Genomic DNA, 23,728 nt, shown 5'->3' with positions numbered 1-23,728 from the left:
TCGGCCAGTTTCCTCTTTCCACGGCAAGCTAAAGCTTACCCTACACGCTTTTTACTCCAAAATCTCCAGCTGCCACGCCAACTCCTCATCGGTGATGGGGTAGGGCTGGCCGTGGCGGATGGCCTCGTACACCGCCTCAAACAGCCCGAGGTAGTTGCCGGGCTCGGCCACGTCGGCCACGGGGGGTAGCACGCGGTTGTGGCCCGAGGGGTCGGCGAGCACGAGGCGGCCGGGCTGGTCGGCCACGCGCTCGCGGCCGTAGGCGGGGTTGTCGGGCTTGATGCCGGCTAGCAGCTGGGCTTCCTGGGGGTCGGTGCGGTCTTTCTTGTAGCTTCCCAGGGTGCCGTGCAGCACGAAGGCGGGGCCGGGGTCGGCCACGAGCAGGCCGGCGGTCAGCCACACATTGAGGCCCTGCGGGTAGCGCAGCTGAATGGTGAAATGGTCGGGCACCTGCGAGCCGTAGCGGTAGCTGCCCACCGTTTTTTCAAACGACAACGGCTTGCCAAACAGGCTGATGGCCTGGTCGAGCAGGTGCGGCCCGAGGTCGAACAGCAGGCCCGAGCCGGGGCGGCCGTCTTCCTTGAAAACCTTGGTGTGCAGGGCCGGCCGGTAGCGGTCGTAGCGAAAGTGCACCTCGATGAGCCGGCCGAGCTGCCCGCTTTCCACCACCCGGCGCACGGCGCTGAAGTCAGTGTCCCAGCGGCGATTCTGGTAGGCCAGCAGCTGGCGGCCCTGCTGCCGGGCCAGGGCCGTGAGCTCGTGCCACTGGGCCACGGTGGTGGCCACGGGCTTCTCGACCAGCACGTGCTTGCCGGCCAGCAGCGCCTGGCGGGTGAGGTCGTAGTGGGTATCGTTGGGGGTGTTCACCACCACCAGCTCGATGGCGGGGTCGGCGAGCAGGGCCTCGGTGCTGGGGTAGCTAACGATGCCGGGGTAGTCGGCAGCCATGCGCTGCTCGTGGCGCTCGACCACCGCGCGCAGCTCGAAGCCGGCGTGCAGGGCCAGAAAGGGGGCGTGAAAGAGCTTGCCAGACATGCCGTAGGCCAGCAAACCCGTAACGATGGGCGAATCGGAGGAGGTAGGTGTCATGCCCAAATATACCCGGCTGGCGGCCGCGGGTTCTCCCTACCCCCTCCCCCGGCCGCAAAGGCCCGCCCCAAACGGCCCGCTCAGGGGAAGCGCCACGCAAAGCTCGCTACTCGGCATCGTTGCCGGCATCGTTTGCGCAAAAAAAGGCTTGTTGCCACATTTCAAGGCCATTACAAGGGGTTAATATTAGCCTGCCGCTGGTTGTGCGCGGCGAAGCAGCAACTCTTTCCCACCCACTTTTTTGTATGATTCACGTTTCCTCCCGTCATTTTTCGGGCGCCTGGCGCTCCCTGGCCAAAAGTATTGGGCTGGTGTGCGTGGCCGCCGGCCCAGTGCTGGCCCAATCGCTGCCGGCCTTTCCGGGGGCCGAGGGCGCGGGCAAGTACACCACCGGTGGGCGCGGCAGCACCAGCGCCCCTACCACGGTGCTCGAAGTCACGAATCTCAATGATGCGGGCGCGGGCAGCCTGCGGCAGGCCCTGAGCGGCACTTACAGCAGCCGCACGGTGGTGTTTCGGGTGTGCGGCACTATTCACCTGGTAACGCAGCTCAGCATTCCGGCCAATACCACGCTGGCCGGCCAAACGGCACCCGGCGACGGCATTTGCGTGGCCGACAAGCAAAGCAATGTCAAAGGCAACAACGTGATAGTGCGCTTTATGCGCTTCCGGCTGGGCGACCAATACCAGAACCTGGGCATGGTGAACGGCAGCGGCGACGAGGATGCCTTCGACTCCATCGGCGGCTACACGGGCCTGGTGGTGGACCACTGCACCTTTAGCTGGGGTGATGATGAGTCGTTCACGTGCTATAAGGGCGACAACACGACGTTGCAGTGGAACCTCATCAGCGAGGGCCTGAACTACTCGTACCACTTCGAAACGGGCGACACCGACTTTGAGCGCCACGGCTACGGCGGTATTTGGGGGGGTAGGCACGCCTCCTTTCATCACAACCTGCTGGCCCACCTACAAGGCCGCAACCCGCGCTTCGACGGCTCGCGCAACCTGGCGCCCAACACGGCCGGTCAGGAAAACGCGGAGTTTGTCAACAACGTGCTCTACGACTGGGGCGGCTACACCACCAATGGCGGCGAGGGTGGCAACTACAACATTATCAACAACTACTACAAGTATGGCCCCAACACCGGCACGGGCAGCAGTGCGGGCATAGCGGTGAAGTCGATGATTATTAACCCCTACAAGCAGACCAGCAGCCCGGTTTTGCCCTACGGAAAGTATTACGTAGATGGCAACTACGTTGATAATTCGGCCTTCATTACCAGCCACAACTGGCGCGGCGTGGCCATGAGCGGCGGCTCGCTGGCCGATACAGTGCAGTCGAAGGTGCTGACGCCGTTTGCCATCGAAACTTACGCCTTCCCTACCCAATCGGCCCAGGATGCCTACACCGCCGTACTGGCCGGCGTGGGCTGCACCCGGCCCACCCGCGACCCCATCGACCAGCGTATTATTCAGGAGGTGAAGGACCGCACGGGCAAGATTATCGACGTGCAGGGCGGCTACCCCCACGGCACGCCCTACAGCACCTCCCAAACGGCCTGGGACGTGCTCTCCTGTGCCCCCGCCGCCCCCGCCGATACCGACCACGACGGCATGCCCGACGCCTACGAAACGGCCAACGGCCTGAACCCCAACGACGCCAGCGACCGCGCGCTCCTTGCCGCCAACGGCTACCCCAATCTCGAAAAATACCTCAACGGCCTTGTGGCCGCTACCGTGCTGGCTACCACCAAGGCCAGCAGCACCAGCGGCCTGCTGCAAGTGTACCCCAACCCAGCGCAGGCCGGGCAGGCGCTCACCGTGGTGCACCCAGCCCAGGTGGGCACGGCCGGCATCTTCACGGTGTATAGCTTCGATGGCCGCCGCATCGCCACCCTAGCCGCCCAGCCCGGCACCGCCCAAACCCAGCTCAACGTAAGCCAGCTGGCCGCCGGCAACTACCTGCTCGTGTACCAGGCCGCGCCAGGGGCGCAGCGCCTATCCATCAAGTTCTTGAAAGCCGAATAGCGCGAGGTTTCGCGAAGTAAAAAGAGGTTTCGCGAGGCTGGCGTTAGGCCAAACCTGGCGAAAACTCTTTTTGCCTGGCGAAACCTCGCGCTACGCCGTGGCCGCCAGCTCGGGCACCGCTACGGCCGCCCGCAGAGGGGTAGGGAGCCGTACCACGCACACGCCGGGCGCCCGCAGCCACGCGGCCCGCGCCAGCTGGCCCAGCCCGATGGTACCGGTGAGGTAGTTGCCCCGCGTGGCCGAGCGCAGCTCTTCATGCACGGCGCTAAAATCGGCCTTGTCGGGCGCGGCGGCTTCGTTGCCGTAGGTCACGAGCACGTCTACTTCAGCCGCGTCAGGCGCGAGCGCGAGGTGGGCGTTTTGCTGAATTTTCTTGTAGCCGTAGCGGTAGCCGTAGGTGAGCGCCGAGAGGTCGCTGAGCACCGCCGAGGCCGTGGGGAAAGCGCCCGCCCCGCGCCCCAGGAAGAACTGCCGGTCGGCAAAGCCGCTCTGCGTCACGAGGCCGTTGAACTCGTCGTGCACGCCGGCCAGCTCGTGGCCGGGCGCCACCAGCGTGGGCAGCACTGCCGCCGCAATGCCGCCGCCCGGCAGCCGCCGCGCCTCCGCCACCAGCTTGAGGACCAGCCCCTGCTCGCGGGCGTAGGCCGAGGCCAGCGGGCTGATGCCCGTGATGCCCACCGCCAGCAGCTCCTCGGGGCCGGCCACCAGCCCGAAGGCGTGGGCCAGCAGCAGCACCAGCTTGTTGCGGGCATCGAGGCCCTCCACGTCGAGGGCCGGGTTGCTTTCGGCAAAGCCCAGCGCCTGCGCCTTGGCCAGGGCGGCGGCGTAGGGCTGCCCGTCGCGGCTCATGGCCGTGAGGATGTAGTTGGTCGAGCCATTGATAATGCCCTCCACCGAGGCCAGCAGGTCGGTGTCGTAGTATTCCTCCAGGTTGCGGATAACGGGCAGGCTGGCGCAGGCGGCCGCCTCGTAGAGCAGTGGCGTGCCGGTGGTTTGCTGCAGGGCAATGAGCTCGGGCAGGTGCTCGGCCAGCATCTTCTTGTTGGCCGTTACCACGGCTTTGCCTTTTTGCAGGGCTTCCTTCACGATGAGGTAGGCCTCGTCGGCGTCGTCAATCAGCTCCACTATCACGTCGAGGCCGGGGTCATCGAGCAGGTCGCGCTTGTCGAAGGTGAAGAGCTCGGCGGGCAGCGAGCGGGCCTTGCTGCGGTCGCGCACCGCGATGCGGCCAATGCGGGCGCGCAGGCCGGGCGTGCGCTCCAGTACGGCGTGCAGGCCCTGGCCCACGACGCCAAAGCCAAATAGACCAATGTTGAGGTTGGTGCGGGTCATAAAAAAAGAAGGGGGTAGCGGGCTAAAACGACTCCTTCCCTACCCGGTCCCGCATCAAGTTTTCTTCCCGAAAGAGCTTAAAAAAAGCCCTCCCGACAAGTCAGAAGAGCTACCGCCATTGCGGGCACTTTTGGCTTATCTTCTTCCGAGCCGGGCTGGCGCCGCGCCTCGAAACAGGAATTAGCACCTCGTATTGCTACCGGTTGCTAAGGCATCGCAGGGCCTGTCCCTCCGCCTTTCTTGATAAGGGCCCCCGGTGAGGAGGCGCAGCAAAGGTAGCCCGGCGGCCGGCTTCGGGCCAAGCGGTGGGGGGTAGGGCGGCGGCCAGCTACCAGAATGCGCCCGCGTCGTTCGTGGAAAGTTTCGCTGTATCTGCTCGAATACAACGACTTATTGTGCAGAGAATGCCGAGGCATTTATCGCAAAAAGCTAGCTCGGCAGCTACTGAGTTGCCCGGTTGATTCTCAATACTTAATTCTGTCTTAAGATGAGCTGACGTGCTTATTTAGACTATTAAAAATATCGAACGCGCGTTTTGGCGCGTAGGGGTCAGTATTGCAAACTCCCGGCTGCCAAAGCCGCTATTTCTTACTTACCGCTGTATGAGCCTACATTTCATCCAACAGCCGCTCGATAAAAACGCGCCCGCTGTGGTGCCTACCCAGCCCGTGACGCTGCGCGTGAACGGCCAGGACCACACCCTCGAAATTGCACCCTGGACCAGCCTGCTCGACGCCCTGCGCGAGTACCTGAACCTGACCGGCACCAAAAAGGGCTGCGATCACGGCCAGTGCGGCGCCTGCACGGTGCTCGTCGATGGCCAGCGCATCAACTCCTGCCTGGCCCTGGCCACGGTGTACCAAGGCAAAGACATCCAGACCATTGAGGGCCTGGGTAGCGAGGACAACCTGTCGCCCTTGCAGCAGGCGTTTATCGACCACGACGCCTTCCAGTGCGGCTATTGCACGCCGGGCCAGATTTGCTCGGCACAGGGCCTCCTCAACGAGGGCCGCGCCAAAACCGCCGACGAGGTGCGCGAGCTGATGAGCGGCAACCTCTGCCGCTGCGGCGCCTACACCAACATTCTCTCGGCCGTGATGGAAGTGCTGCACGATGGCCAGGTAGTGGTAGACAACGGCACGCTGGTTACCATCCCCGCGCAGCCTACCGCCGCCAGTCCAGTTAATTAATTAGCAGCCTCTTATGAACAGCTTCACCCTTACCCAAGCCGAGGCCGTGCAAACGGCCGTGGCCGACCATACCAGCCACGACGGCGCGGCCTACCTGGGCGGCGGCACCAACCTCATCGACCTGATGAAGTACAACGTGAGCCGCCCTACCCACCTCACCAGCCTCGGCCACCTGCCGCTGGGCCAGATTGAGGCGCTGCCCGACGGCGGCCTGCGCCTGGGTGCGCTCGCTACCAACTCGGCCACCGCCTACGATGAGCAGGTGCAGGCGCGCTACCCCCTCCTGAGCCAGACCATCTTGGCCGGGGCCACGCCGCAGCTGCGCAACATGGCCACCGACGGCGGCAACCTGCTGCAGCGCACCCGCTGCTACTACTTCTACGACCTCGCTACCCCCTGCAACAAGCGCGAGCCGGGCACCGGCTGCTCGGCCATCAACGGCATGAACCGGGTGTGCGGCGTACTGGGCACCAGCGACAGCTGCATCGCTACCCACCCCTCCGATATGTGCGTGGCCCTGGCCGCGCTGGAAGCTGTGGTGCGCGTGCAAGGCCCCGAGGGCGAGCGCACCATCAAGTTTGAAGACTTCCACCGCCTGCCGGGCGATAAGCCGGAGCTAGACAACACACTGAATCCGGGTGAGTTGGTAACGGCCATCGACCTGCCCCGGCGCGGGTTTGAGAAGAACTTTACCTACCTCAAGCTGCGCGACCGGGCCAGCTACGCTTTTGCGCTGGTGAGCGTGGCGGTGGGCCTCGAAATGGAGGGCAACACCATCAAAACGGCCCGCTTTGCGCTGGGCGGCGTGGCCCACAAGCCCTGGCGCGACCAGGAAGCCGAAAAAATGCTGGAAGGCCAGCCGGCTTCGCCCGATTTGTTCCGCCAGGTGGCCGCCAAGGTATTTGCCGAGGCCAAGGGCTACGGGCCCAATTCTTTCAAAATCGAGCTGGGCCGCCGTGCCATCGTGCGCGCCCTCAAGCAGGCCACAGAGATGAGCCAGGAGCTTGATTCTACCGCTTTTCTAAATTCTAATCCGTAAGCTTTATGAGTCAGACTATTGCTACCCCGCCCACCGTGCGCCTGGATTCCGACGTTGTGGGTCGGCCCATTAGCCGCCCCGACGGCCCGGCCAAAGTTTCGGGCTCGGCTACCTATGCCGCCGAGTTTAACGTGCCTGATTTGTGGTACGGCTACGTGGTCAGCAGCCCCATCGCGAAGGGTAAAATCACGAAAATCGACACTGCGCCAGTTCTGGCTTTGCCCGGCGTGAAGCAGATATTCTCACACGAGAATGTGCCCACGCTGGCCTGGTTTGACCGCGCCTATAAAGATGACGTGGCGCCCGGCGGCTCGCCCTTCCGCCCGCTGCACGACGCCGAAATTCTGTTTAGCCAGCAGCCGGTGGCCCTGATTATCGCCGAAACGTTTGAGTTGGCGCGCTACGCGGCGTCCATTCTGCGGGTCGAATACGAAGTAGCCGAGCACAACACTGACCTCGAAAAATCGCGCGGCGAAGCCTTCGACGCGCCCAAGGGCAAAACCGGTTTCCTACCCCCTCCCAAGCCCAAGGGCGACGCCGACAAGGCCTATGCCGAAGCGCCGCACAAGATTCAGGGCGAGTACACGCACCACGCGCAGCACCACAACCCGATGGAGATGTTTGCCACCACCGTGGAGTGGCTGGGCGATGGTAAGAAGCTGAAAATCTACGATAAAACGCAGGGCGCGCCCAATGTGCAGCAGTACATCGCCAAGATTTTTGGGCTGAGTAAGGAAGAAGCGCGGGTGATTTCGAAGTTCACCGGCGGCGGCTTTGGCTCGGGTCTGCGGCCGCAGCACCAGGTATTTCTGGCGGTGCTGGCCTCGTTGGAGCTGGAGCATTCGGTGCGGGTGTCGCTCACGCGCTCGCAGATGTTCAGCCTGGGCCACCGGCCCCACACCATCCAGGATATTAAAGTATCGGCCGACGACCAGGGCTACCTGCAATCGCTTGAGCATAACGCTTTTGCCGAAACTTCGCAGTTTGAGGACGAAACCGAAACGGTGGTAAACTGGTCGGGAATCCTCTATAAAACTCCCAACAGCAAGTTTGATTACAAGCTGGCCAAGCTGGACGTGGACACGCCGGCCGACATGCGCGCCCCCGGCGCGGCCACCGGCTCGTTTGCTATCGAAAGCGCCATTGATGAGTTGTCGTACGAGGCCAAGGTGGACCCGTTGCAATTCCGCCTACTCAACTATACCTACGAGGACCCCACCGAGAATAAGCCCTTCAGCAGCAAGCGGTTGATTGACTGCTACCACGAAGGCGCCGCCCGCTTCGGCTGGGACCAGCGCAGCCCCGAGCCTCGCTCGATGCGCGATGGTAACATGCTAGTCGGCTGGGGCATGGCCAGCGGCTGCTGGGATGCCTCCATGCAGAAGGCCGCCGCCAAAGCCACCCTGAAAGCCGACGGCACCCTCACCGTGAACAGTGCCACCAACGACCAGGGCGCGGGCACCTACGTGATTATGACCCAAATGGCAGCCCAAACCCTGGGCCTGCCCATGGAAAAGGTGCAGTTCAACCTCGGCGACACGGAGTACCCTACCGCCCCCCTACAAGGTGGCTCCTGGACCGCCAACTCAGTAGGCGCAGCCGTGAAAAATGCCTGCCAGGAAGTCGGTAAAAAGCTGCTTAAGCTGGCGCAGAAGATGGACAATTCGCCGCTGGATGGCCTCGATTTTGAGAACGTACAGTTCGTGAACGGCCTCATTCGCGCCAACGAGGACATCAGCAAGTCGGTGGCCATCAAGGATGTTCTGCAAGCCAGCGGCGAGGACAAGATTGAGGCCGATGGCAAAGCCGGTCCCAACCCCATCAATTTGCAGAAATACTCGATGCACTCGCACAACGCGTCCTTCGTGGAGGTGAAAGTGGACGAGGACCTGGGCACCATCCACGTCACCCGCGTGGTGAACGCCGTAGCCGCCGGCCGCATCATGAACCCCAAAACGGCCCGTAGCCAAGTGCTGGGCGGCACGGTCTGGGGCATCAGCATGGCCCTGATGGAAGAGGCCTACCTCGACAACGTGCAGGGCCGCTACATGAACCACAACTATGCCGAGTACCACATCCCAGTGAACGCCGACATTCACAAAATCGACGTGATTTTTGTGGAGGAGGAAGACGACATCGCCAGCCCTATCGGCGTGAAAGGCGTGGGCGAAATCGGCATGCTCGGCGTAGCCGCCGCCGTAGCCAATGCCGTGTACCACGCCACCGGCAAGCGCGTGCGCGAACTGCCGCTGACGATTGATAAGCTGCTGTAAATAGCGATTGGCAGCAAACGAAAGCGCCCCGCAGCCAATTGGCTGCGGGGCGCTTTCGTTTGCTATCAATTGTTTCCAAAAGCTGCCGCAAACTCCTGGGCAAAATCCTCCAGCTTCACTTGGCCCAAGGTGGGCCTATGCTGCCAGTAGTCCTCGCCCAGGGCGCCGCTGTTCATGCTGGCATAGATGTCCACGATATCGGCGGCAGTACTGGGGGGTAGGCCGTTTTTGAGGAGGTTTTCCCGCATCTGCTCGTCGGAGAAGGCGACCCAGCGCAGGTCGGGCCGGCCGATGGCGGCGCCCAGCACCTGCGCTACTTCGGTGGGCGTGCGCTCGTCGCTGGCTACATAGCGCACGGTGCGGCCGGGGCCAGCGGGCCGGGTCAGCTCCTCGGCGGCAGCGGCAGCAATGTCGTGCGGATGCACGAGGGCCACCCGCACATCTTCCCCGCAGTTGGCCCCCATGATGCCCGCCGCTTTTATCATGCCGATGAAGCCGTAGTAGTTGGTATAGAAGGAGGTAGGGCGCAGGTGCGTGAGCGCAAGGCCGGGCAGCTCAGCCAGGATTTCCTCCACGTCGTGCGAGCCCAGGATGCCGCCGGTGCCGTGGTCGAGGTGGGCGCCCCAGCTGCTGAGCTGCACCACCCGCCCCACGCCCGCCTGCCGGATGGCCTGCGCATAGTGCCGGCCGATACGCTGGAAATACACCCGCGAGTCGGGCTCGCGGTAGCCAGATGCCACCATGGCGTACACGGCATCGGCCCCGGCGAAGGTGGCGGCCAGGAAATCCGCATCTTCAAATGTACCGATGGCGGCGGTGGCCCCCAGGGCCTCAATGGCGGCCTGCCGCGCCGGTTGGCTACTGATAACCGTGACCGCGTGGCCCTGCTGCACTAGCGTAGCAGCCAGGGGCTTACTGATGTTTCCGAGTGAACCTGTTACGATGATTTTCATAGTGCAAAGCTCGGCTTCGATGCCTGGGGTTGAAAGGGCCTAATGGCGGGAAGGTTGGGCCAAAGTGCGGGGGTAGTAGCCGGACGATACCACGCGCGGACTCGCAGCGTCCGCGCTACACTTATGCCCGCTGGCGGTAGGCGGCGGGCGAAACGCCGGCATTGTTGCGGAAAAACCGCCCGAAAGTGGATTGGTCGGCGAAGTGCAGCGTATCGGCTACCTGGCCGATGGTCAGGGCCGGGTTTAGCAGCAGCACCTGGGCTTCGAGCAGCACGGCGTCGGCTAGCCACGCCACGGCGCGCTTGCCGGTGGCTTCCTTTATGGTTTCGGCCAGGTGCTTGGGGCTGATGCACAGCTTATCGGCGTAAAAAGCCAGGCCCCGCTGGGTAGCGTAGTGCGTATTAACCAGCGCCTTAAACTCGGCGGCAATGAGGTGGCTTCTCGGCTGCGCGGCCTTGGCCGACCCGCGCAGCGCGCCGTAAATGGGGGCCGTTTCGTGCAGGAGAATGTGCAGCAGGCTGCGCAAAATCTCCTCGCGGTACACGTGGGGCGCCCCGTAGCGCTGCTCGATGGTGCGCAGCAGCGCCTCGATGCTCGCGGCCTGGGCGGGGGGTAGAGCCAGCACGTGCTGGGCATCACGCGCAAAAAAAGCGAACGTATCCGGGCCAGGCCCGCCGTTGGCCGCGATAAATTCCTTAGTAAAAAAGATGCTCAGCGAGTCAAAATCGGCCGACATGGCGGGCCACTGCTTGATAACGTAGGGCGAGAGCATGACCAGCGAGCCGGGCCCTACGTCGTAGGCTTCGAGGTTGACGTGCAGGCGGGCGCTCCCCTGCAAGCCAAGGCCGATTTTGTAATAATTGCTGCGGTACGGCAGGTGAATCGGCAACTGGGACGGCGGCGAGTTAGGCCCCAGGAAAAATATTGCCGCAGGCTTTTCCTCGGTTTCGGTGAGGGTAGCTAGCTGATAAACAGGAATAGTAGCGTTCATAGCGGCTGGTGGCCAGGTCGTTGATAGAGGATGCGCGGCAGTTTGGAAACCGCAGGCGCGGGCCGACGGTTTGGATAACCCAGCCGCGCCGCCGGGCGTACTGCCCCAACCGGCCTTTTTTTGTAATGACTGAACTCCAACGTCTCTTTCTCGCTTACGACCAGCACCACGCCGCGCACCGCCCCTGCGCGCTGGCCACGGTGGTCGAAGTTATTGGCTCGGCCTACCGCCGCCCCGGCGCCCGCATGCTCGTGACCGAAGACGGTGAGCTGACCGGCGCCATCAGCGGTGGCTGCCTGGAGGGCGATGCCCGCCAGCGCGCCCGCCGCGCTATTTTCCAGGGCGAGCCGGCGCTCGTTACCTACGACACCCGCGACGAGGACGACCCGCGCCACGGCCTCGGCCCCGGCTGCCAGGGCGTGGTGCGCATCCTACTGGAGCCGCTCGATTTTACCAATGCTGATAACCCGCTGGAGCTGCTGCGCGACTTTGCCCGGCACCCCACCCCCGCCGTGCTGGCCACCGTGTTTGCCACCGATGCCAGCGGGCTAAAGGCCGCCGTGGGCCAGCGCGTATTGCTGTCTGAAACGGGGGTAGTGCGCGGCACGCCGCTGCTGGCCGCTCCGCTGGCCGAGGCCGCCCGCGCCACCCTGGCGCTGGGCCAGCCGCGGGTGCTGGATATTGAGACCGACGCCGGGCCGGTGCGGGCGTCGCTGGAAGTGCTGCGGCCGCCGCTGCGCCTGGTGGTGTACGGCGCCGGCAACGATGCCCAGCCGCTGGTGCACCTGGCCGCCTCGCTGGGCTGGCACATCACCGTCGTGGACGGCCGGCCCAACCTTGCTACCCCCCTCCGCTTTCCCGAAGCCGCCGAAGTGCGCCTCACGCCCGTGCGCGAGTTGGAAACCGCCCTGCCCGACCCGCTGGCCTACCACGTGCTGCTGAGCCACAACTACGCCTACGACCTGGCCGCGCTGCAAACCCTGCTGGCTTCGCCCGCGCCCTACATTGGCCTGCTGGGCCCGCGCCTCAAGGCCCAGCGCCTGCTCGATGAGCTGGATGCGTTTCCGGCCGCGCAGGTAGCCGCCTTGCGCGAGCGCCTGCACAGCCCGATTGGGTTGGATTTGGGGAGTGAAACGCCCGAGGAAATTGCGCTGGCTATTGTGGCTGAGATTCAGGCGCAGCACAGTGGGCGGCAGGGCCGGCCGCTGCGCGAGCGGGCGGGCACGGTGCACATTCCGGCCAGCATATGATACTGGGGTTCAACGAGGCGTTTATTCCATCTATTATCGCGGGTACCAAGATTCATACTATTCGGGCGGGCCAGCGGTGGCAGGCGGGCGAGGTAGCGCAGTTTTGCGCCCGCGCCCACCAGCCCGACCAGTACGAGTTCTGGCCGCCCTTGCCGGTGCGGCTGGTGCAGGAAATCGAGCTAACGGCCACCGAACTGCGCGTAGACGGCCGCCCCCTACCCCCCTCCGAGCTGCTGACGCTGACCCAGGCCGATGGCTTCGAGACAGCGGCCGAGCTACTGGCTTTTTTCGCCGACAAGCCTTTGCCTTTCCGGGGCCAGCTCCTGCACTGAACCGACTGCTGTTACTAAGCAAATCGGCCCCGCCTTCCATTAGTTAGCAGCGGGCTATTAGCCGACGAGCGCGAAGCCGCTGCATCAGTTCCCTACCCCCCTTAGGCGCGCTGAATTCAATTAGGGAGCTTATTTCTCAGCGAAAAGTAATGGGAATGACGAAACGCACGGCGGCGGGCTGACCGTTTTGGAGGCCGGGCTGCCAGCGCGGCAAGGCCGCTACGGCGCGCAGGGCCTCGGCATCGCAGGCTGGGTCGAAGCCCTTCACAATGCGGGTGCTGGTGATGTTGCCCTGTGGGCCCACCACAAACTGCACAAAGACCTGGCCGCCGCCCGCGGGCATGCTAGCCGGGCGGTGCATCGTAGCTCCGAGGTACTGCGCCAGGGGCAGCGGCCCTAGAAACTTGGGCATCTGCTCTATCAGCTGCGGCACGTCACTGTCTGCGGCTTTTATAGTGTAGGTCGCTAGGACTTGTCTACTGGCGTGCCACGTTATTTTTCGGCGCAGGGTGCCGTCCTCGTTCCAATACCGCCACTCGCCTTCGCGCTTGCCATTGACGAACCGGCCGGTGGTACTTTTAGGCCCCGAGCGGAAAAAGTACGTCACGGGCCCATCCTTCACCACCGGCGGGCCCGACCAGCCCAGGGCTTCCATCTGCCGCTCGCCACTGAGGTAAAAATCCTGGATGCGACAGCGGCCCGAGTCGAGCGGCGTATTCCAGCCGTAGTACACGGCGTTGGCGCGCTGCACGTGCCGCCAGCTGCTGTCAAAAAAGGTGGTGTCGATGGCGAGCTTCGGCGGAGCAGCCAGCACGAGCAACAAGGCTAGAGCAGTCATAGGTAAGTAGCTAGCAGCTAATAGCCTACCGCTCTCACAAAGCAACATGACTAACCTGTAGACCGCGTGAACCGCCAGGCCCTACCCCCCTCTTTTTACTCGAAGCCACGGCCGGCGTCCTCTTTTTCCTCCTTGCGCTTGGACTTAGCCGATTCACCGTCGCGGCCGAAGCGATAGCTGAAATTGAGGAACGCTACCCGCGACTCGCGCTTGTTGTAGCTCTGCGAGTCGAGGCCGGGACCGTAGGCTAGGAAGTTGAATTGCAACGTATTAAAAACATCTGACACGCGCAACGTGAGCGTGCCGCGGTCTTCGGGCAGGAAAGTGTACTTGGCGGCGGCATCGACGTTGAAGGAGGTGAGGCGGCGGCCCTGGGCCGTGACCACCGGCGAGCGGTAGTTGAGCGACACCTGCACGTCGAATTTCTTGGTGGGCGTGAAGGTCGAGTTGAGGCGGGTCGTGCCCACGATGTTGCTGTTGGTGTAGTCGGAGGCCAGCAGCGTGGTGCGCACGAGGCGGCGGAAGGTCGAGGCCGAACCACTCAGCTTCCACCACGCGGCGAGGGGTAGGGCGCCCACCAATTCCAGGCCGTAGTTGGTTTCCTGGCCGATGTTGAGGCGGCTGCTGCTCGTGACCTGGTTGCCGGTGAGCGGGTCGCTGATGACCTGTCGAAAGCTGGTAATCGTCTGGGTTTCGAGGCTGTAGAAGCCCGTCACGGCCACCGAGGCTTTGTTAGCGAAGCCTTTCTGGTAGCCCAGCTCGGCCTGGCCCTCGTACTCGGGCAGCAGCGCGGGGTTGCCGGCGCGCAGGTTCAGCGGGTCGGAGCGGTCCAGAAACGGGTTCAGCTCGCCCTGGTTGGGGCGCTGCACCCGGCGCGAGTAGCTGAGCTGCACCTGCTGCTCGCGGGGCAGGTCATAGGCCAGCGTGCCGCTCGGAAACAGGTTGAGGTAGCTGCGGCTAAACTCCTGGCCCGTTTGCTGTTGCAGGCCATGGGTATTGGTTTGCTCCAGGCGCAGGCCACCCTGGTAGTGCAGCTTGCCCAGCTCACCGCCCAGGCTGGCGTAGAGCGCCTGCACGTATTCCTGGTACAAGAAAACCGACTGCTGCGTGAGCGCCGGGCTGGCGCTGGTGGCGGTGCTGCTGAAGTCGTAGCGGTTATCGGAGCGCTGCCAGGTGCTCTTGGCCCCGGTTTCGAAGCGGCCCTTCTCGCCCAACGGCTGCGTAAAATCGACCTGTGCCGCGCCCTGGTGCAGGTTGGTGTGAAAGGTCTGCTGCTGGGTAGCCAGCACGCCATCGCCGAGGTAGCGCAGGTCGGCGGCCAGGGCATTGTCGGCCGAAAGGGGCGTGTACACGGCGCCGGCCGTGAGCTCGCGGCCGGGCCGGGCGGGCCACACGCGGCGGTAGTCGAAGGTGAAATCGGCCGAGTTGTTGTGGCCGAGGCTCGCGTTCTGGCGGTCGCTGGTGCCCACGTACACCGGCTGGTTCAAGGTCTGGTCCAGTTGGCGCGACAGGATAGTTTCGTCCGACGAATACGTGTTGAAGCGCGGCTGGGCGGCCAGCGTCAGCGTCTGGTCGTGGGGTAGGGCGTATTCCAGGCCCAGGCGCACGGCGTGCGAGGTTTGGTAAGCCAGGCCATTGCGCTCCTGGTGCAGGTAGAGGGTGTGCGCATCGGGGGTGGGCTGGCCGGTGGCGGGGTCGAGCACCGGGCCGCTGGTGGTCTGGTCGAGGCTACCGTTGGTGAAGCGCTGGTCGTGCCGAAAATCATACGAGCCAAACGCGTTCAGCTTGCCCTTGCGGTAGTTGAGCGTGAGCGAGGTATTGTACTTATTACGCGTCCCGAGTCCCCCCGCTGCTACGCCATTGAGGCCATCACGCTGGTTTTTCTTGAGAATAATGTTGATGATGCCCGCCGAGCCAGCCGCGTCGTAGCGGGCCGAGGGGTTGGTAATAACCTCAATGCGGTCGATGCTGCTGGCCGCAATCTGGTCGAGGCTGCCGCCGCCCGCGCCGCCCGCCGCCCCGGTCGGCTTGCCATCGATGAAGATGGTGACGCCACTCTTGCCGCGCAGACTCACGGCGCCGGTCTGGTCCACGGCCACCGAGGGCACGTTTTGAAGCACATCGGTGGCGGTGCCGCCCACGGCGGTGAGGTCCTTGGCCACGTTCACCACCCGCTTGTCGAGGCCAGTGCTCACGGGCGGGCGCTCGGCCGTTACGACCACTTCGGTGAGCTTGGTGGCGGCCGGACGCAGGCGCAGGCTGCCGAGCTGCGCCACCGGCGCGGCGCTGGTGAGGCTCACTTCGCGCCGGCCCACGCGGTAACCCAGCACGTTGGCCCGCAGCACGTAAGTGCCGAGCTTCAGGTTTTGCAGGGCAAAGGCGCCGGTTTCGGCCGTTTGCGCATCGGCCACAACCGTGGAATCGGGCAGGTGCAGCAGCACCACGGAGGCAAAGGGCACCGGCTGGCCGGTAGTGGCATCGAGCAGCGTACCGCGCACGGCGCCGGTCTGGGCCTGGGCCAGCGCGGGCACGCTCAGCAGCGCCAGCAAGGCCAGCGGCCCTGTTATTTTCTTAACAAACATGAATAGTACCCACTAAAACTGCTCAAAGCTACCGGCCGATTCTGTGGTAATTTTGGCAAAGGAGGCTTTTTAGCGCGTATGTTGCAGGCCACCGAGTCTTGGCGCGTGCGTTGGTCAGCAATCGTTCAACGACGAGACGCGAAGGGTCGCGTCTCTACACTGGTGACCGACAATTTGAAGAAACCTTCCTAGTTCTATGCAGGCAGCCATCTACGCCGATACTATCCTGATAGGGCACGCCGACTTGTTGTTAGGTGACAGGAGTATGGGCCACATCTATGGAGAGCTGCTGCCAACGTCTGCTTATTATGAGACGGTGCAACGGACGGTGCAGGATTTTTGCATCTCTACTTCACTAACTGCCAGCAAGTGGCAATCTTTAAGGCTTAATGCGCAGCTGGCCAACGGCTATTTTTTGTTGCCGCGTGGTGGCTATACCATTGACGACTCACCAGAATTTTCGAGTGCGCCGAAACGCATCGATATAGCGGGTATTGCAGCCGATATACTCAGCGATTTTATCAGTAGTGAGCCACCCCGACCCTTCGTGGAAGAACCTTGGGAAGCGCTAACAATCGAGCAAAAATTAGCGTTGGAGCTAGAGCTGCGCCAGGAACTAGGCAATGTGCCAGCCACCGTTCAACCTCATGCGCACCCGTTGACAAACTGCCGGTTCTCTGCGCTTTGCCGATTTGGCCCGTCAGATGATGTATTATTTCAACTTGACTGCCCAACAGATAGTAGAAAAAGCTTTGCTATTGTGCATTTAATGTGGTCAGGAAAGAAAGAATCTTCACCGCGCTTTCCTTCGACAACTTTCTACGAGTCATTCGATGAATTTAAATTCTATCGCATGTACCCGGACAAAGCAGTGTGGGAAGATTGACAGAAGCACCAATTCTTTCAAACCCCTACCCCCCCCTGGCCGTTTGGCGTAGCAACCTTGTTTCGCCTTCATGCAGCTTCGCTACTTTCTCCTACCCCTGCTCACGCTGCCAGCCCTGCGCCTGGCGGCGCAGCAGGCCCCTACCCCTCTTGACACGCTCAATGCCCGCGCCCTGCCCGCCGCCACGGTAGTTGGCTACGGCGAGCGGCTGCCGCTGCGCCGCACGGCCGCCGCAGTGGGCGTGGTGGATAACACCATTATTCAGCGCTTTAATGAGAACTCGCTGGCCTCGGCGGTGAATACGCTGCCGGGCGTGCGGCTGGAGGAGCGCGCCACGGGCAGCTACCGCATCAGCGTGCGGGGCAGCACATTGCGCTCGCCATTTGGGGTGCGCAATGTGAAGATGTACTACTTCGACATTCCGTTTACGGAGGCGAATGGCACGAGCCCGCTCAACATCCTGGACCCGGCGCAGATTGGGCGCATTGAGGTGCTGAAGGGGCCGGCGGGCAGCGTGTACGGGGCCGGCACGGGTGGCGTGGTGCGCCTCGAAAACCGCCGCCCTACCCCCCCGGTATTGGCGGGCGCGGCCAGCCAGGGCCAGGCACAGGTGGGCTACTCGGTGGGCTCGTTCGGGTTGCGGCGCTTCACGGCCGCCGTGGAGCAGAGCAAGGCCAACGGCGATTATTTCCGCGCCCAGTACGCCCACCAGCAGCTGCACGGCTACCGCGTGCAGAGCGCGCTGCGCCGCGACGTGTTTGCGCTCGATGGCCAGACTTCGCCCACCGACCGGCAGACGCTGGCCGTGCATGCGCTCTATACCGACCTCTATTACCAGCTGCCGGGCGGCCTCACGCGCGCTCAGTATGAGCAGGACCCGCGGCAGGCGCGGCCGGGCACGGCAGCCGCCCCCGGCACGGTGGCGCAGCGGGCCAGCTACGCTTCGCAAACCGGGTTGCTGGGGCTCACGCACGAGTACCGGATTTCGGATAAGTGGCGCACGGTGGCCACGGTGTATGGTCGCAGCACCAGCGTGCAGACGCCGTATCTGGTTGATTGGGAGCGCGATGCCATATTGGGCGGCGGCGGGCGGGCGGCGCTGCACTACCGCGGGCTGCTGGCCGGGCGCACGCTGCGGATGCAGGGCGGCGGCGAGTTTCAGGCCTCGTTTACTGATTCGCGCAGCTACCAGAATGTGGGTGGCGCGCCCACTACCCTGCGTTATGACGACGAGATTCGGACCCGCACGGGCTTCGTTTTTGCCCAGGCCGACTATGAGCTACCGGCGGGCTTCCTGCTCACGGCCGGGGCCAGCTACAACCGCCTGCGCTACCAGATTGCCCGCATATCGTCGGCCGCCACCAACCCTACCGGCTACGGTGTGGAGCGCGATTTTCAGCCCCAGGTGTCGCCGCGCCTGGCGCTGCTCAAGGAGTTGACTACCAATATTTCGGCCTACGCCAGCGTGAGCACGGGCTTTTCGCCGCCCACCGAGGCCGAGCTGCGGCCCTCCGATGGCACCATCAGCCAGGACTTGCAGGCCGAGCGCGGCACCAGCTACGAGGTGGGCAGCCGGGGCACGCTGCTGGGCGGCCGGCTGGTTTTCGACATGGCGCTGTTTGATTTGGAGCTGCGCAATACCATCGTGTCGCGCTCCAACGCGCAGGGCATCCAGCTCTTTGCCAATGCTGGTGACACCCACCAGCGCGGCGCCGAAGTGGCGGCTAGCGGCTGGCTGTGGCAGCCCCCTACCCCCCCCGACGCCGCCAGCCCGGCGGCGGGCCTGCGCGCCTGGGCCAGCTACGCCTACAACCGCTTCCGGTTTGGCAGCTACGAGTCGGCCACCGGGCAGCAGTACGGCGGCAACCAGCTCACCGGCACCGCGCCGCACACGCTCAGCGTGGGCCTTGATTTCAGCCAGGCGCTGGGCTTTTACCTCAGCCCCACGGCCGGCCACCAGGCCACCCTGCCACTTAATGATGCCAACACCGACTACGCAGCCGGCTACTGGGTATTCGGCAGCCGCGCCGGTTGGCGGCGCACGCTGGCCGGCCGGCTCAGCCTCGATGTGTACGGGGGGGTAGAGAACGCCACCGACCGCCGCTACAGCCTTGGCAACGACCTGAACGCCTTCGCCAGCAAGTACTTTCAGCCCGCGCCGGGGCGCAACTGGTATGGTGGGGCGCTGCTGGGCTGGCGCTGGTAGGCGCGCCAGCGAGCAGTAGCGCTACCCGTAAAGGTAGCCCTACAGCGTGACGCCGATGCCCGGCCCGAATAGCAGGAAGGGCTTGCCCGCCGACAGCAGGTAGCCCCCGCCCAAATAGAGGGGAAACGTGAGCCGCGCGCCCGTGCGCACCGGCACTACCGAACCCAGGATGACGATACCCAAGTCGCGCGTTATAGTCTTATCATTGGAGAGGTTGAAGGCGTTGAGGGCCACGAAGCCGGCGCCGACGCGGTAGGGCCGCAGCTTATTAATTCGGTCGGGGGCGTAGAAGCTAAGCTGCGCCAGCGTGGCCAGGCTAATGCCACCAAAGCTGTTGTAGCTGGATTCGCCGGCATACTTGGTGAGCAGGCCGGCCGGGAAGCTGACGCTGATATCGAAGTTGACGTGGCGGCGCAGTACCAGCTCAATCTGCTGCGAGTAGCCCTTGCTGCTGTACTGCCCGGCAACGTCGCGCACGGTGATGATGATGCGGTACCAGGCGTCGAGGTCGTAAGTTTTGCGGCCCAGAATGCTGTTGAGGCTGAAGTTGCCCACCTGGCAATCGTTGCCCTGGTAGTAGGCGTAGCGCGGCGACGACTCGCCGGGGCACACCACGAACTGGTCCACAGTGCGCTGGTCGATGAGGTTGCCCTTGTCATCCACGGTGCGCACGTCCATCGTCAGGTACTGGCGGCCGTAGAGGTTACCGCTCTCGTCGATGGCGTTGTTGTTGAAGCTGAAAATAACGTCCGAAATCGTCTTATCGTAGAGAATAGGGCCGTTGAGTTGGTTGATGGGGTGCGGGCCGTTGCCGTAGTTCACCTGCACGAAGTTGAGCGGGTGAGGCCGCTGGGCTTCCTTCACGTTCAGGCTGAAATCGGTGGGCGAGTTTCCATCGTATACCACAATGCGCTTGCGCACGCTGCTCAGCGGCACCTGCACCCGAAAAATCGCCACCTTCTCGGAGCGCGTGGAAGAGTCCGAAGGGATGATGTTGGCGCCATCGAAGTGGTAGCGGCCCTTCAGCAGCGACTCGCCTTCGAAGCGCACATCCACGGTTTCGCCGGGGTTGATGGTGGTGTTGGTCGTCCAGTCGCCGCCGCGGTGCAGCACGCTGAGCGTGGCAATGCGCGGCCGGGGCGTGATGTCGAAGTTGGTGATGTACTTAGCCATGTCGCCGTCCTTGATGTAGAGGTAGCCATCGGCCTGGCGGTGGGTGTTGTACACGCGCAGCTGGCACAGCACGCGGTCGTTAGACAAATAGCTGCGGGTGTACAGCTCGGCGATGAGCGCGCCGCCGGGCTCCTGCTGGCCCTCGATGCGGTAGGTGCGGCGCAGGTCGAAGTTGTGGCCATCGTCGAGGGTCAATTCGCTGCCCGCCGTGCGGCCCGCCTCGTCGTAGGTAATGTCCTTGCGGTCGGCGGAGAGGAAGCGTAGGCGGCTGGCCCGCACCACGAAGTCGAGGCGCAGCGGCAGCAGCTGGTAGCTGAGGCGGCCGGCCCCGTCGAGGTGGGGCCGCTCGGTCTGGGCACGCACGATAACCGCGTGGCCCCCCAGGGTATTGGGCACGAGGTGCAGAAACAGACCGTTTTTCTCGCGCGTCAGCTTGTAGTCCACATCCTGGTTTTTAGTCCACTCGTTGGGCACGCGCACGTTGGCCAGGTTGTTCGTACTCAGCTCAATTACCTTTTCTTCGCCAATAAACAGCTCGGGGCTGGTGAGGCGCGCGTCGAGGGTGGTGCGGGTGAGGGGCAGCAGGCTCACGAGCTGCTGCGCCCGCGCCAGCTGCCCGGCCGAGTCGGCGGCCGGCGCAAAGGCCAGCCGCACAAACGGCGCCCCGGTGAGGTTGCGGAAGTGCAGCATGCCCCGGTACTCGCCGTTGGGCCCGGCAATGAGCGAGTCTTGCAGCACAAAATCGGGCGAGGGCAGCAGGCGCGGCGCCCTACCCCCCGCCCGGCTAGGCACGAGGCGCAGCTCGGCCACCTGGTCGTCGTTGTGGTAGTAGAAGTAGAGCCGGGGCTCGCCGGCCACGGTCAGCATCTGTTCGCCAAGGCTGTAGCGCACCGTGTCGAAGGTGAGCGAGAGGCTGCGCAGCAGCGGCGCGGTGGGGGCCGAGCCCTGGGCGCGGGCCGGCGCGAGGCTACCCAGCCACAGCACCAAACCCGCCAACACGCTACGCCAAACTAATATTTTCATGGGCACAAAGGTCCGGCCGGACCCGGATTGGGGCAAGCCAGTGCAAAAAACGGGTATTTTTATCAACAACGCTAAACTATCGGGGGCGGCGCCCGTCTGGCAGCCGGCCCCAGGCCGGCCGCAAACATCAGTCCTTTTTGTTGAGGTTTGCGTGAGCCGGGGCTTCATGGCTCTCTCCTGGCCGGCTACTTGCTTGAGGGCCGGCTTACGTTCTCCTCCTTCGCCTTCTGCATGCGTCATTCACTACCTGGCTGGCTGCCAGCGGCCTGCCTGCTCCTGACGGGGCCGGCGGCCGCTGCGGCCCTACCCCCCGACTCGGCGGCCACTTCGCCCCCGCCCCGCCTCACGCTGGGCCTGGCCACGGCCAACCGCACCACCTACCTCCAGCGCGCCCCGCTGGCCGCCGACGACCGCGGCTACTTCGGTACCACGCTTACCTACCAGGCCCCCAGCGGCTTCATCGCATCGGGCTACCTCAACCACTCGTATGCCTACACCTACCTGCACGAGCCATTTATCAACTTTGGCGAGCTGATGGCGGGCTGGCAGTCGGTCAGCAATTCGGATACGTACTGGACGGTGCAGTACACGCGCCTGTTCGTGTACGGTGAGAGCGCGCTGGTGCAGGCATCGCTGCGCAACGACCTCAGTGCCAGTATTACGCAGTTTTTTGGGCTGATTACGGCCAGCGCCAGCGCCGACTTGTTTCTGGGTGGCAAAAATGACTTTGTGCTGACTTTCGACGTGAGCCACCGCTTTCAGCTGCCCATGCTGGCCCACGACACGCTCAGCATCGAGCCCACCGTGGAGTTTGGGGCGGGCAGCCAGCACTTCTACGCCTCCTCGCTGGGCCAGACCGCGGTGGTCAAAACCAGGCGCAACGGCACCACTACCACCACCTTTGCCGAGCCGGCCACGCCGGCGTTCAGCTCATTGGGCTACACGTTTTCGCTGCCAATCAGCTTCGCGGCCGGGCGCTACGTGGTGGCCGCCACACCCAGCTATCTGGTGCCGCTGCATATACCCACGGGCGGCGACACGAGCGCTTTTTTCTACGGCACGCTGGCCGTTAGCCGTACCTTTTGGTAGGGGTAGGCGCGGGGCCTACCCCCTGTTTTTTGGCTAAGGCAGGGGCTGGCGTGAGATGTAGAACAGCGCCGTCTTCTGCTGCGTGCCCTCAATGGGCGCTATACTGGCCGCCCACTTTATGATAGTAAGGCGCGGCAATATAGCACCACTTACCTACGCAGCCGGCTTTGGCAGAGACAGCTGCGCGATAATCTCGCCTACCAGCTGCTGGGGCGAGTCGGCCACGTTGAGGTGCAGGCCGTAGGTGGGCATTTCGAGGGTGGCGAGCTGCGAATCAAGCATATTGGCCTTCATGTAGCTGCCCTGGCGCGACTCCATGCGGTGCAGCAGCAAGTCGCGGTCGCCGGTCAGAAACACCCAGTGCAGCGGCTGTTGCGCGCCGGCTTGCAGGGTAGTGCGGTAGGTTTCCTTGAGGGCCGAGCAGGCCAGGATGGTGCCCTTGTCCTGCTCCCACTGGCCAATGTGCTGGGCCAGGTCGGCGAGCCAGCCGGCGCGGTCGGCGTCGGTGAGGGGCGTGCCGTGGGCCATCTTGTCCACGTTGGCCTGCGGGTGAAAGTCGTCGCCGTCAAAAAACGGGATGCCGGTTTGTTTGGAAAGCAGCTCGCCAATGGTCGTTTTGCCGCTGCCCGAAACGCCCATCAAGATGATGATTGGTCTGTTCATATCAGAAAAGTAGTAAGCGTTGCGCGCGTTGAGCTATAAGGGCCGCAGCAGCACCCGCGCAGGTGCGCCGTCGCTACCCACTATTTTGAGGGGTAGGCACAGCAATTCGTACTCTCCGGGCGCAATGTGCTGCAAAGCCAAGCCCTCAATCACGCAAATGCCCGCGTCGAGCAGGGCGTGGTGGGCATCGGCCTTGCCCACCGAGAGGTAATCGACGCCCACGCACACCACGCCCGCGTCGCGCAGGTGGCGGGCCGCGTCGCCATCCAGGGCCACAAAATCGGGCTTGAACGGCTCGGTGCTCCACTCGCTGCCGGAGATGCGGGTTTTGAATAAAATCCGGGCACCGGGCAGAATGTCCAGCTGCTGCACCTCGGCCAGACTGATGCTTTTCGGGTCCTGAATGGCCACTACCGTGGCCGGGCCCATGAGGCGGTCCAGGTCGAGGGTAGTAGTGTCGCCGGCACCGGTGGTGAAGTGCAGCGGGGCATCGACGTGGGTGCCGGTGTGGGCGCTCAGGTGCAGCTCGGTCACGTTGGCGGCGTCGCCGCGGTCCTGGCTCAGGGTGCGGCGCACGGCCACGCCGAGGTTATCGGGCCAGTGCACCATCTGGTCGCGAATGGGGGTAGTGGCATCGAGCCAGGGAGCAGGGGTAGGCATATTTTTAATGACTAATTACGAGTGACTAATGACGTTTGTCATTGCGAGCCTGCGAAGCAATCGCACCCGAACGATACCCGAACGATTTCGTTCTGAGGCGATTGCTTCGCAGGCTCGCAATGACAAACG

The 23,728-nt window shown here is 63.7% G+C and carries 18 protein-coding genes and 1 riboswitch; of the genes, 9 read left to right on the top strand and 9 right to left on the bottom strand.

Features of this window, described 5'->3' with window-relative positions; all coding sequences use genetic code 11:
- Positions 1–51: 51 nt before the first annotated feature.
- Positions 52–1,089, bottom strand: a complete 1,038-nt coding sequence (locus E4631_RS19350) for a Gfo/Idh/MocA family oxidoreductase (RefSeq protein ID WP_133657843.1) — start codon at positions 1,087–1,089, stop codon at positions 52–54.
- A 245-nt stretch (positions 1,090–1,334) separates the two neighbouring features.
- On the opposite strand from E4631_RS19350, the gene E4631_RS19345 reads away from it, so the two are divergent.
- Entirely contained in the window at positions 1,335–3,119 is a 1,785-nt protein-coding gene (locus tag E4631_RS19345; RefSeq protein ID WP_133657842.1) for a T9SS type A sorting domain-containing protein, read from the top strand.
- Positions 3,120–3,209: 90 nt separating this feature from the next.
- Here E4631_RS19345 and E4631_RS19340 read toward each other — a convergent pair whose 3' ends face one another.
- Positions 3,210–4,451 (bottom strand): homoserine dehydrogenase, encoded by a 1,242-nt coding sequence (locus E4631_RS19340; protein ID WP_133657841.1) that lies wholly within the window; start codon positions 4,449–4,451, stop codon positions 3,210–3,212.
- Positions 4,452–4,583: 132 nt separating this feature from the next.
- A riboswitch (SAM riboswitch) is annotated at positions 4,584–4,701 on the bottom strand.
- Positions 4,702–5,053: 352 nt separating this feature from the next.
- Here E4631_RS19340 and E4631_RS19335 point away from each other — a divergent pair.
- Genes E4631_RS19335 through E4631_RS19325 form a run of 3 tightly spaced genes read left to right on the top strand, consistent with a single transcriptional unit; the run spans position 5,054 to position 8,953 of the window.
- Entirely contained in the window at positions 5,054–5,641 is a 588-nt protein-coding gene (locus E4631_RS19335) for a (2Fe-2S)-binding protein (RefSeq protein WP_133657840.1), read from the top strand.
- 13 nt (positions 5,642–5,654) lie between these two features.
- On the top strand, positions 5,655–6,680 hold the full coding sequence (locus E4631_RS19330; protein WP_133657839.1) for a xanthine dehydrogenase family protein subunit M: 1,026 nt from the start codon (positions 5,655–5,657) through the stop codon (positions 6,678–6,680).
- Between the two features lie 5 nt (positions 6,681–6,685).
- A complete protein-coding gene (locus tag E4631_RS19325; protein ID WP_133657838.1) occupies positions 6,686–8,953 on the top strand; it encodes a xanthine dehydrogenase family protein molybdopterin-binding subunit in 2,268 nt (755 codons plus the stop codon).
- Between the two features lie 65 nt (positions 8,954–9,018).
- Here E4631_RS19325 and E4631_RS19320 read toward each other — a convergent pair whose 3' ends face one another.
- Together E4631_RS19320 and E4631_RS19315 are read right to left on the bottom strand one after the other, a co-directional pair.
- Positions 9,019–9,906 carry an NAD(P)H-binding protein gene (locus E4631_RS19320; RefSeq protein WP_133657837.1) on the bottom strand — a complete coding sequence of 296 codons (888 nt, stop codon included), beginning with the start codon at positions 9,904–9,906 and terminating at the stop codon, positions 9,019–9,021.
- Between the two features lie 121 nt (positions 9,907–10,027).
- Positions 10,028–10,897 carry an AraC family transcriptional regulator gene (locus E4631_RS19315; protein ID WP_133657836.1) on the bottom strand — a complete coding sequence of 290 codons (870 nt, stop codon included), beginning with the start codon at positions 10,895–10,897 and terminating at the stop codon, positions 10,028–10,030.
- Between the two features lie 125 nt (positions 10,898–11,022).
- Between E4631_RS19315 and E4631_RS19310 the strand changes: the two genes are divergently transcribed.
- A complete protein-coding gene (locus E4631_RS19310; protein WP_133657835.1) occupies positions 11,023–12,147 on the top strand; it encodes an XdhC family protein in 1,125 nt (374 codons plus the stop codon).
- Positions 12,144–12,479, top strand: coding sequence for a hypothetical protein (locus E4631_RS19305; protein WP_133657834.1), 336 nt, complete (start codon positions 12,144–12,146; stop codon positions 12,477–12,479). The genes E4631_RS19310 and E4631_RS19305 overlap by 4 nt, the downstream gene beginning before the upstream one ends.
- Before the next feature lie 136 nt (positions 12,480–12,615).
- Here the strand turns inward: E4631_RS19305 and E4631_RS19300 are convergent, their stop codons facing one another.
- Both E4631_RS19300 and E4631_RS19295 read right to left on the bottom strand, forming a co-directional pair.
- A complete protein-coding gene (locus E4631_RS19300; RefSeq protein WP_166648107.1) occupies positions 12,616–13,317 on the bottom strand; it encodes an energy transducer TonB in 702 nt (233 codons plus the stop codon).
- Positions 13,318–13,412: 95 nt separating this feature from the next.
- Positions 13,413–15,899, bottom strand: a complete 2,487-nt coding sequence (locus E4631_RS19295; RefSeq protein WP_133657832.1) for an outer membrane beta-barrel family protein — start codon at positions 15,897–15,899, stop codon at positions 13,413–13,415.
- Positions 15,900–16,095: 196 nt separating this feature from the next.
- Here E4631_RS19295 and E4631_RS19290 point away from each other — a divergent pair, with 196 nt between their 5' ends.
- Both E4631_RS19290 and E4631_RS19285 read left to right on the top strand, forming a co-directional pair.
- Positions 16,096–16,785, top strand: coding sequence for a hypothetical protein (locus E4631_RS19290; protein WP_133657831.1), 690 nt, complete (start codon positions 16,096–16,098; stop codon positions 16,783–16,785).
- Between the two features lie 70 nt (positions 16,786–16,855).
- Positions 16,856–18,991 carry a TonB-dependent receptor gene (locus E4631_RS19285; protein ID WP_133657830.1) on the top strand — a complete coding sequence of 712 codons (2,136 nt, stop codon included), beginning with the start codon at positions 16,856–16,858 and terminating at the stop codon, positions 18,989–18,991.
- 39 nt (positions 18,992–19,030) lie between these two features.
- Here E4631_RS19285 and E4631_RS19280 read toward each other — a convergent pair whose 3' ends face one another.
- A complete protein-coding gene (locus E4631_RS19280; protein ID WP_133657829.1) occupies positions 19,031–21,187 on the bottom strand; it encodes a hypothetical protein in 2,157 nt (718 codons plus the stop codon).
- A gap of 231 nt (positions 21,188–21,418) precedes the next feature.
- Here E4631_RS19280 and E4631_RS19275 point away from each other — a divergent pair, with 231 nt between their 5' ends.
- Positions 21,419–22,276, top strand: a complete 858-nt coding sequence (locus E4631_RS19275; RefSeq protein ID WP_133657828.1) for a hypothetical protein — start codon at positions 21,419–21,421, stop codon at positions 22,274–22,276.
- A 153-nt stretch (positions 22,277–22,429) separates the two neighbouring features.
- Here E4631_RS19275 and E4631_RS19270 read toward each other — a convergent pair whose 3' ends face one another.
- Together E4631_RS19270 and E4631_RS19265 are read right to left on the bottom strand one after the other, a co-directional pair.
- On the bottom strand, positions 22,430–22,939 hold the full coding sequence (locus E4631_RS19270) for a gluconokinase (RefSeq protein WP_205704272.1): 510 nt from the start codon (positions 22,937–22,939) through the stop codon (positions 22,430–22,432).
- A gap of 33 nt (positions 22,940–22,972) precedes the next feature.
- Complete coding sequence (locus tag E4631_RS19265) at positions 22,973–23,599, bottom strand: cyclase family protein (RefSeq protein ID WP_133657827.1); 627 nt, start codon at positions 23,597–23,599, stop codon at positions 22,973–22,975.
- Between the last annotated feature and the right edge of the window lie 129 nt (positions 23,600–23,728).

Source organism: Hymenobacter sp. UV11 (assembly GCF_004684095.1).
Lineage (GTDB): Bacteria > Bacteroidota > Bacteroidia > Cytophagales > Hymenobacteraceae > Hymenobacter.
This window is presented reverse-complemented; position numbering and strand designations above follow the sequence as displayed.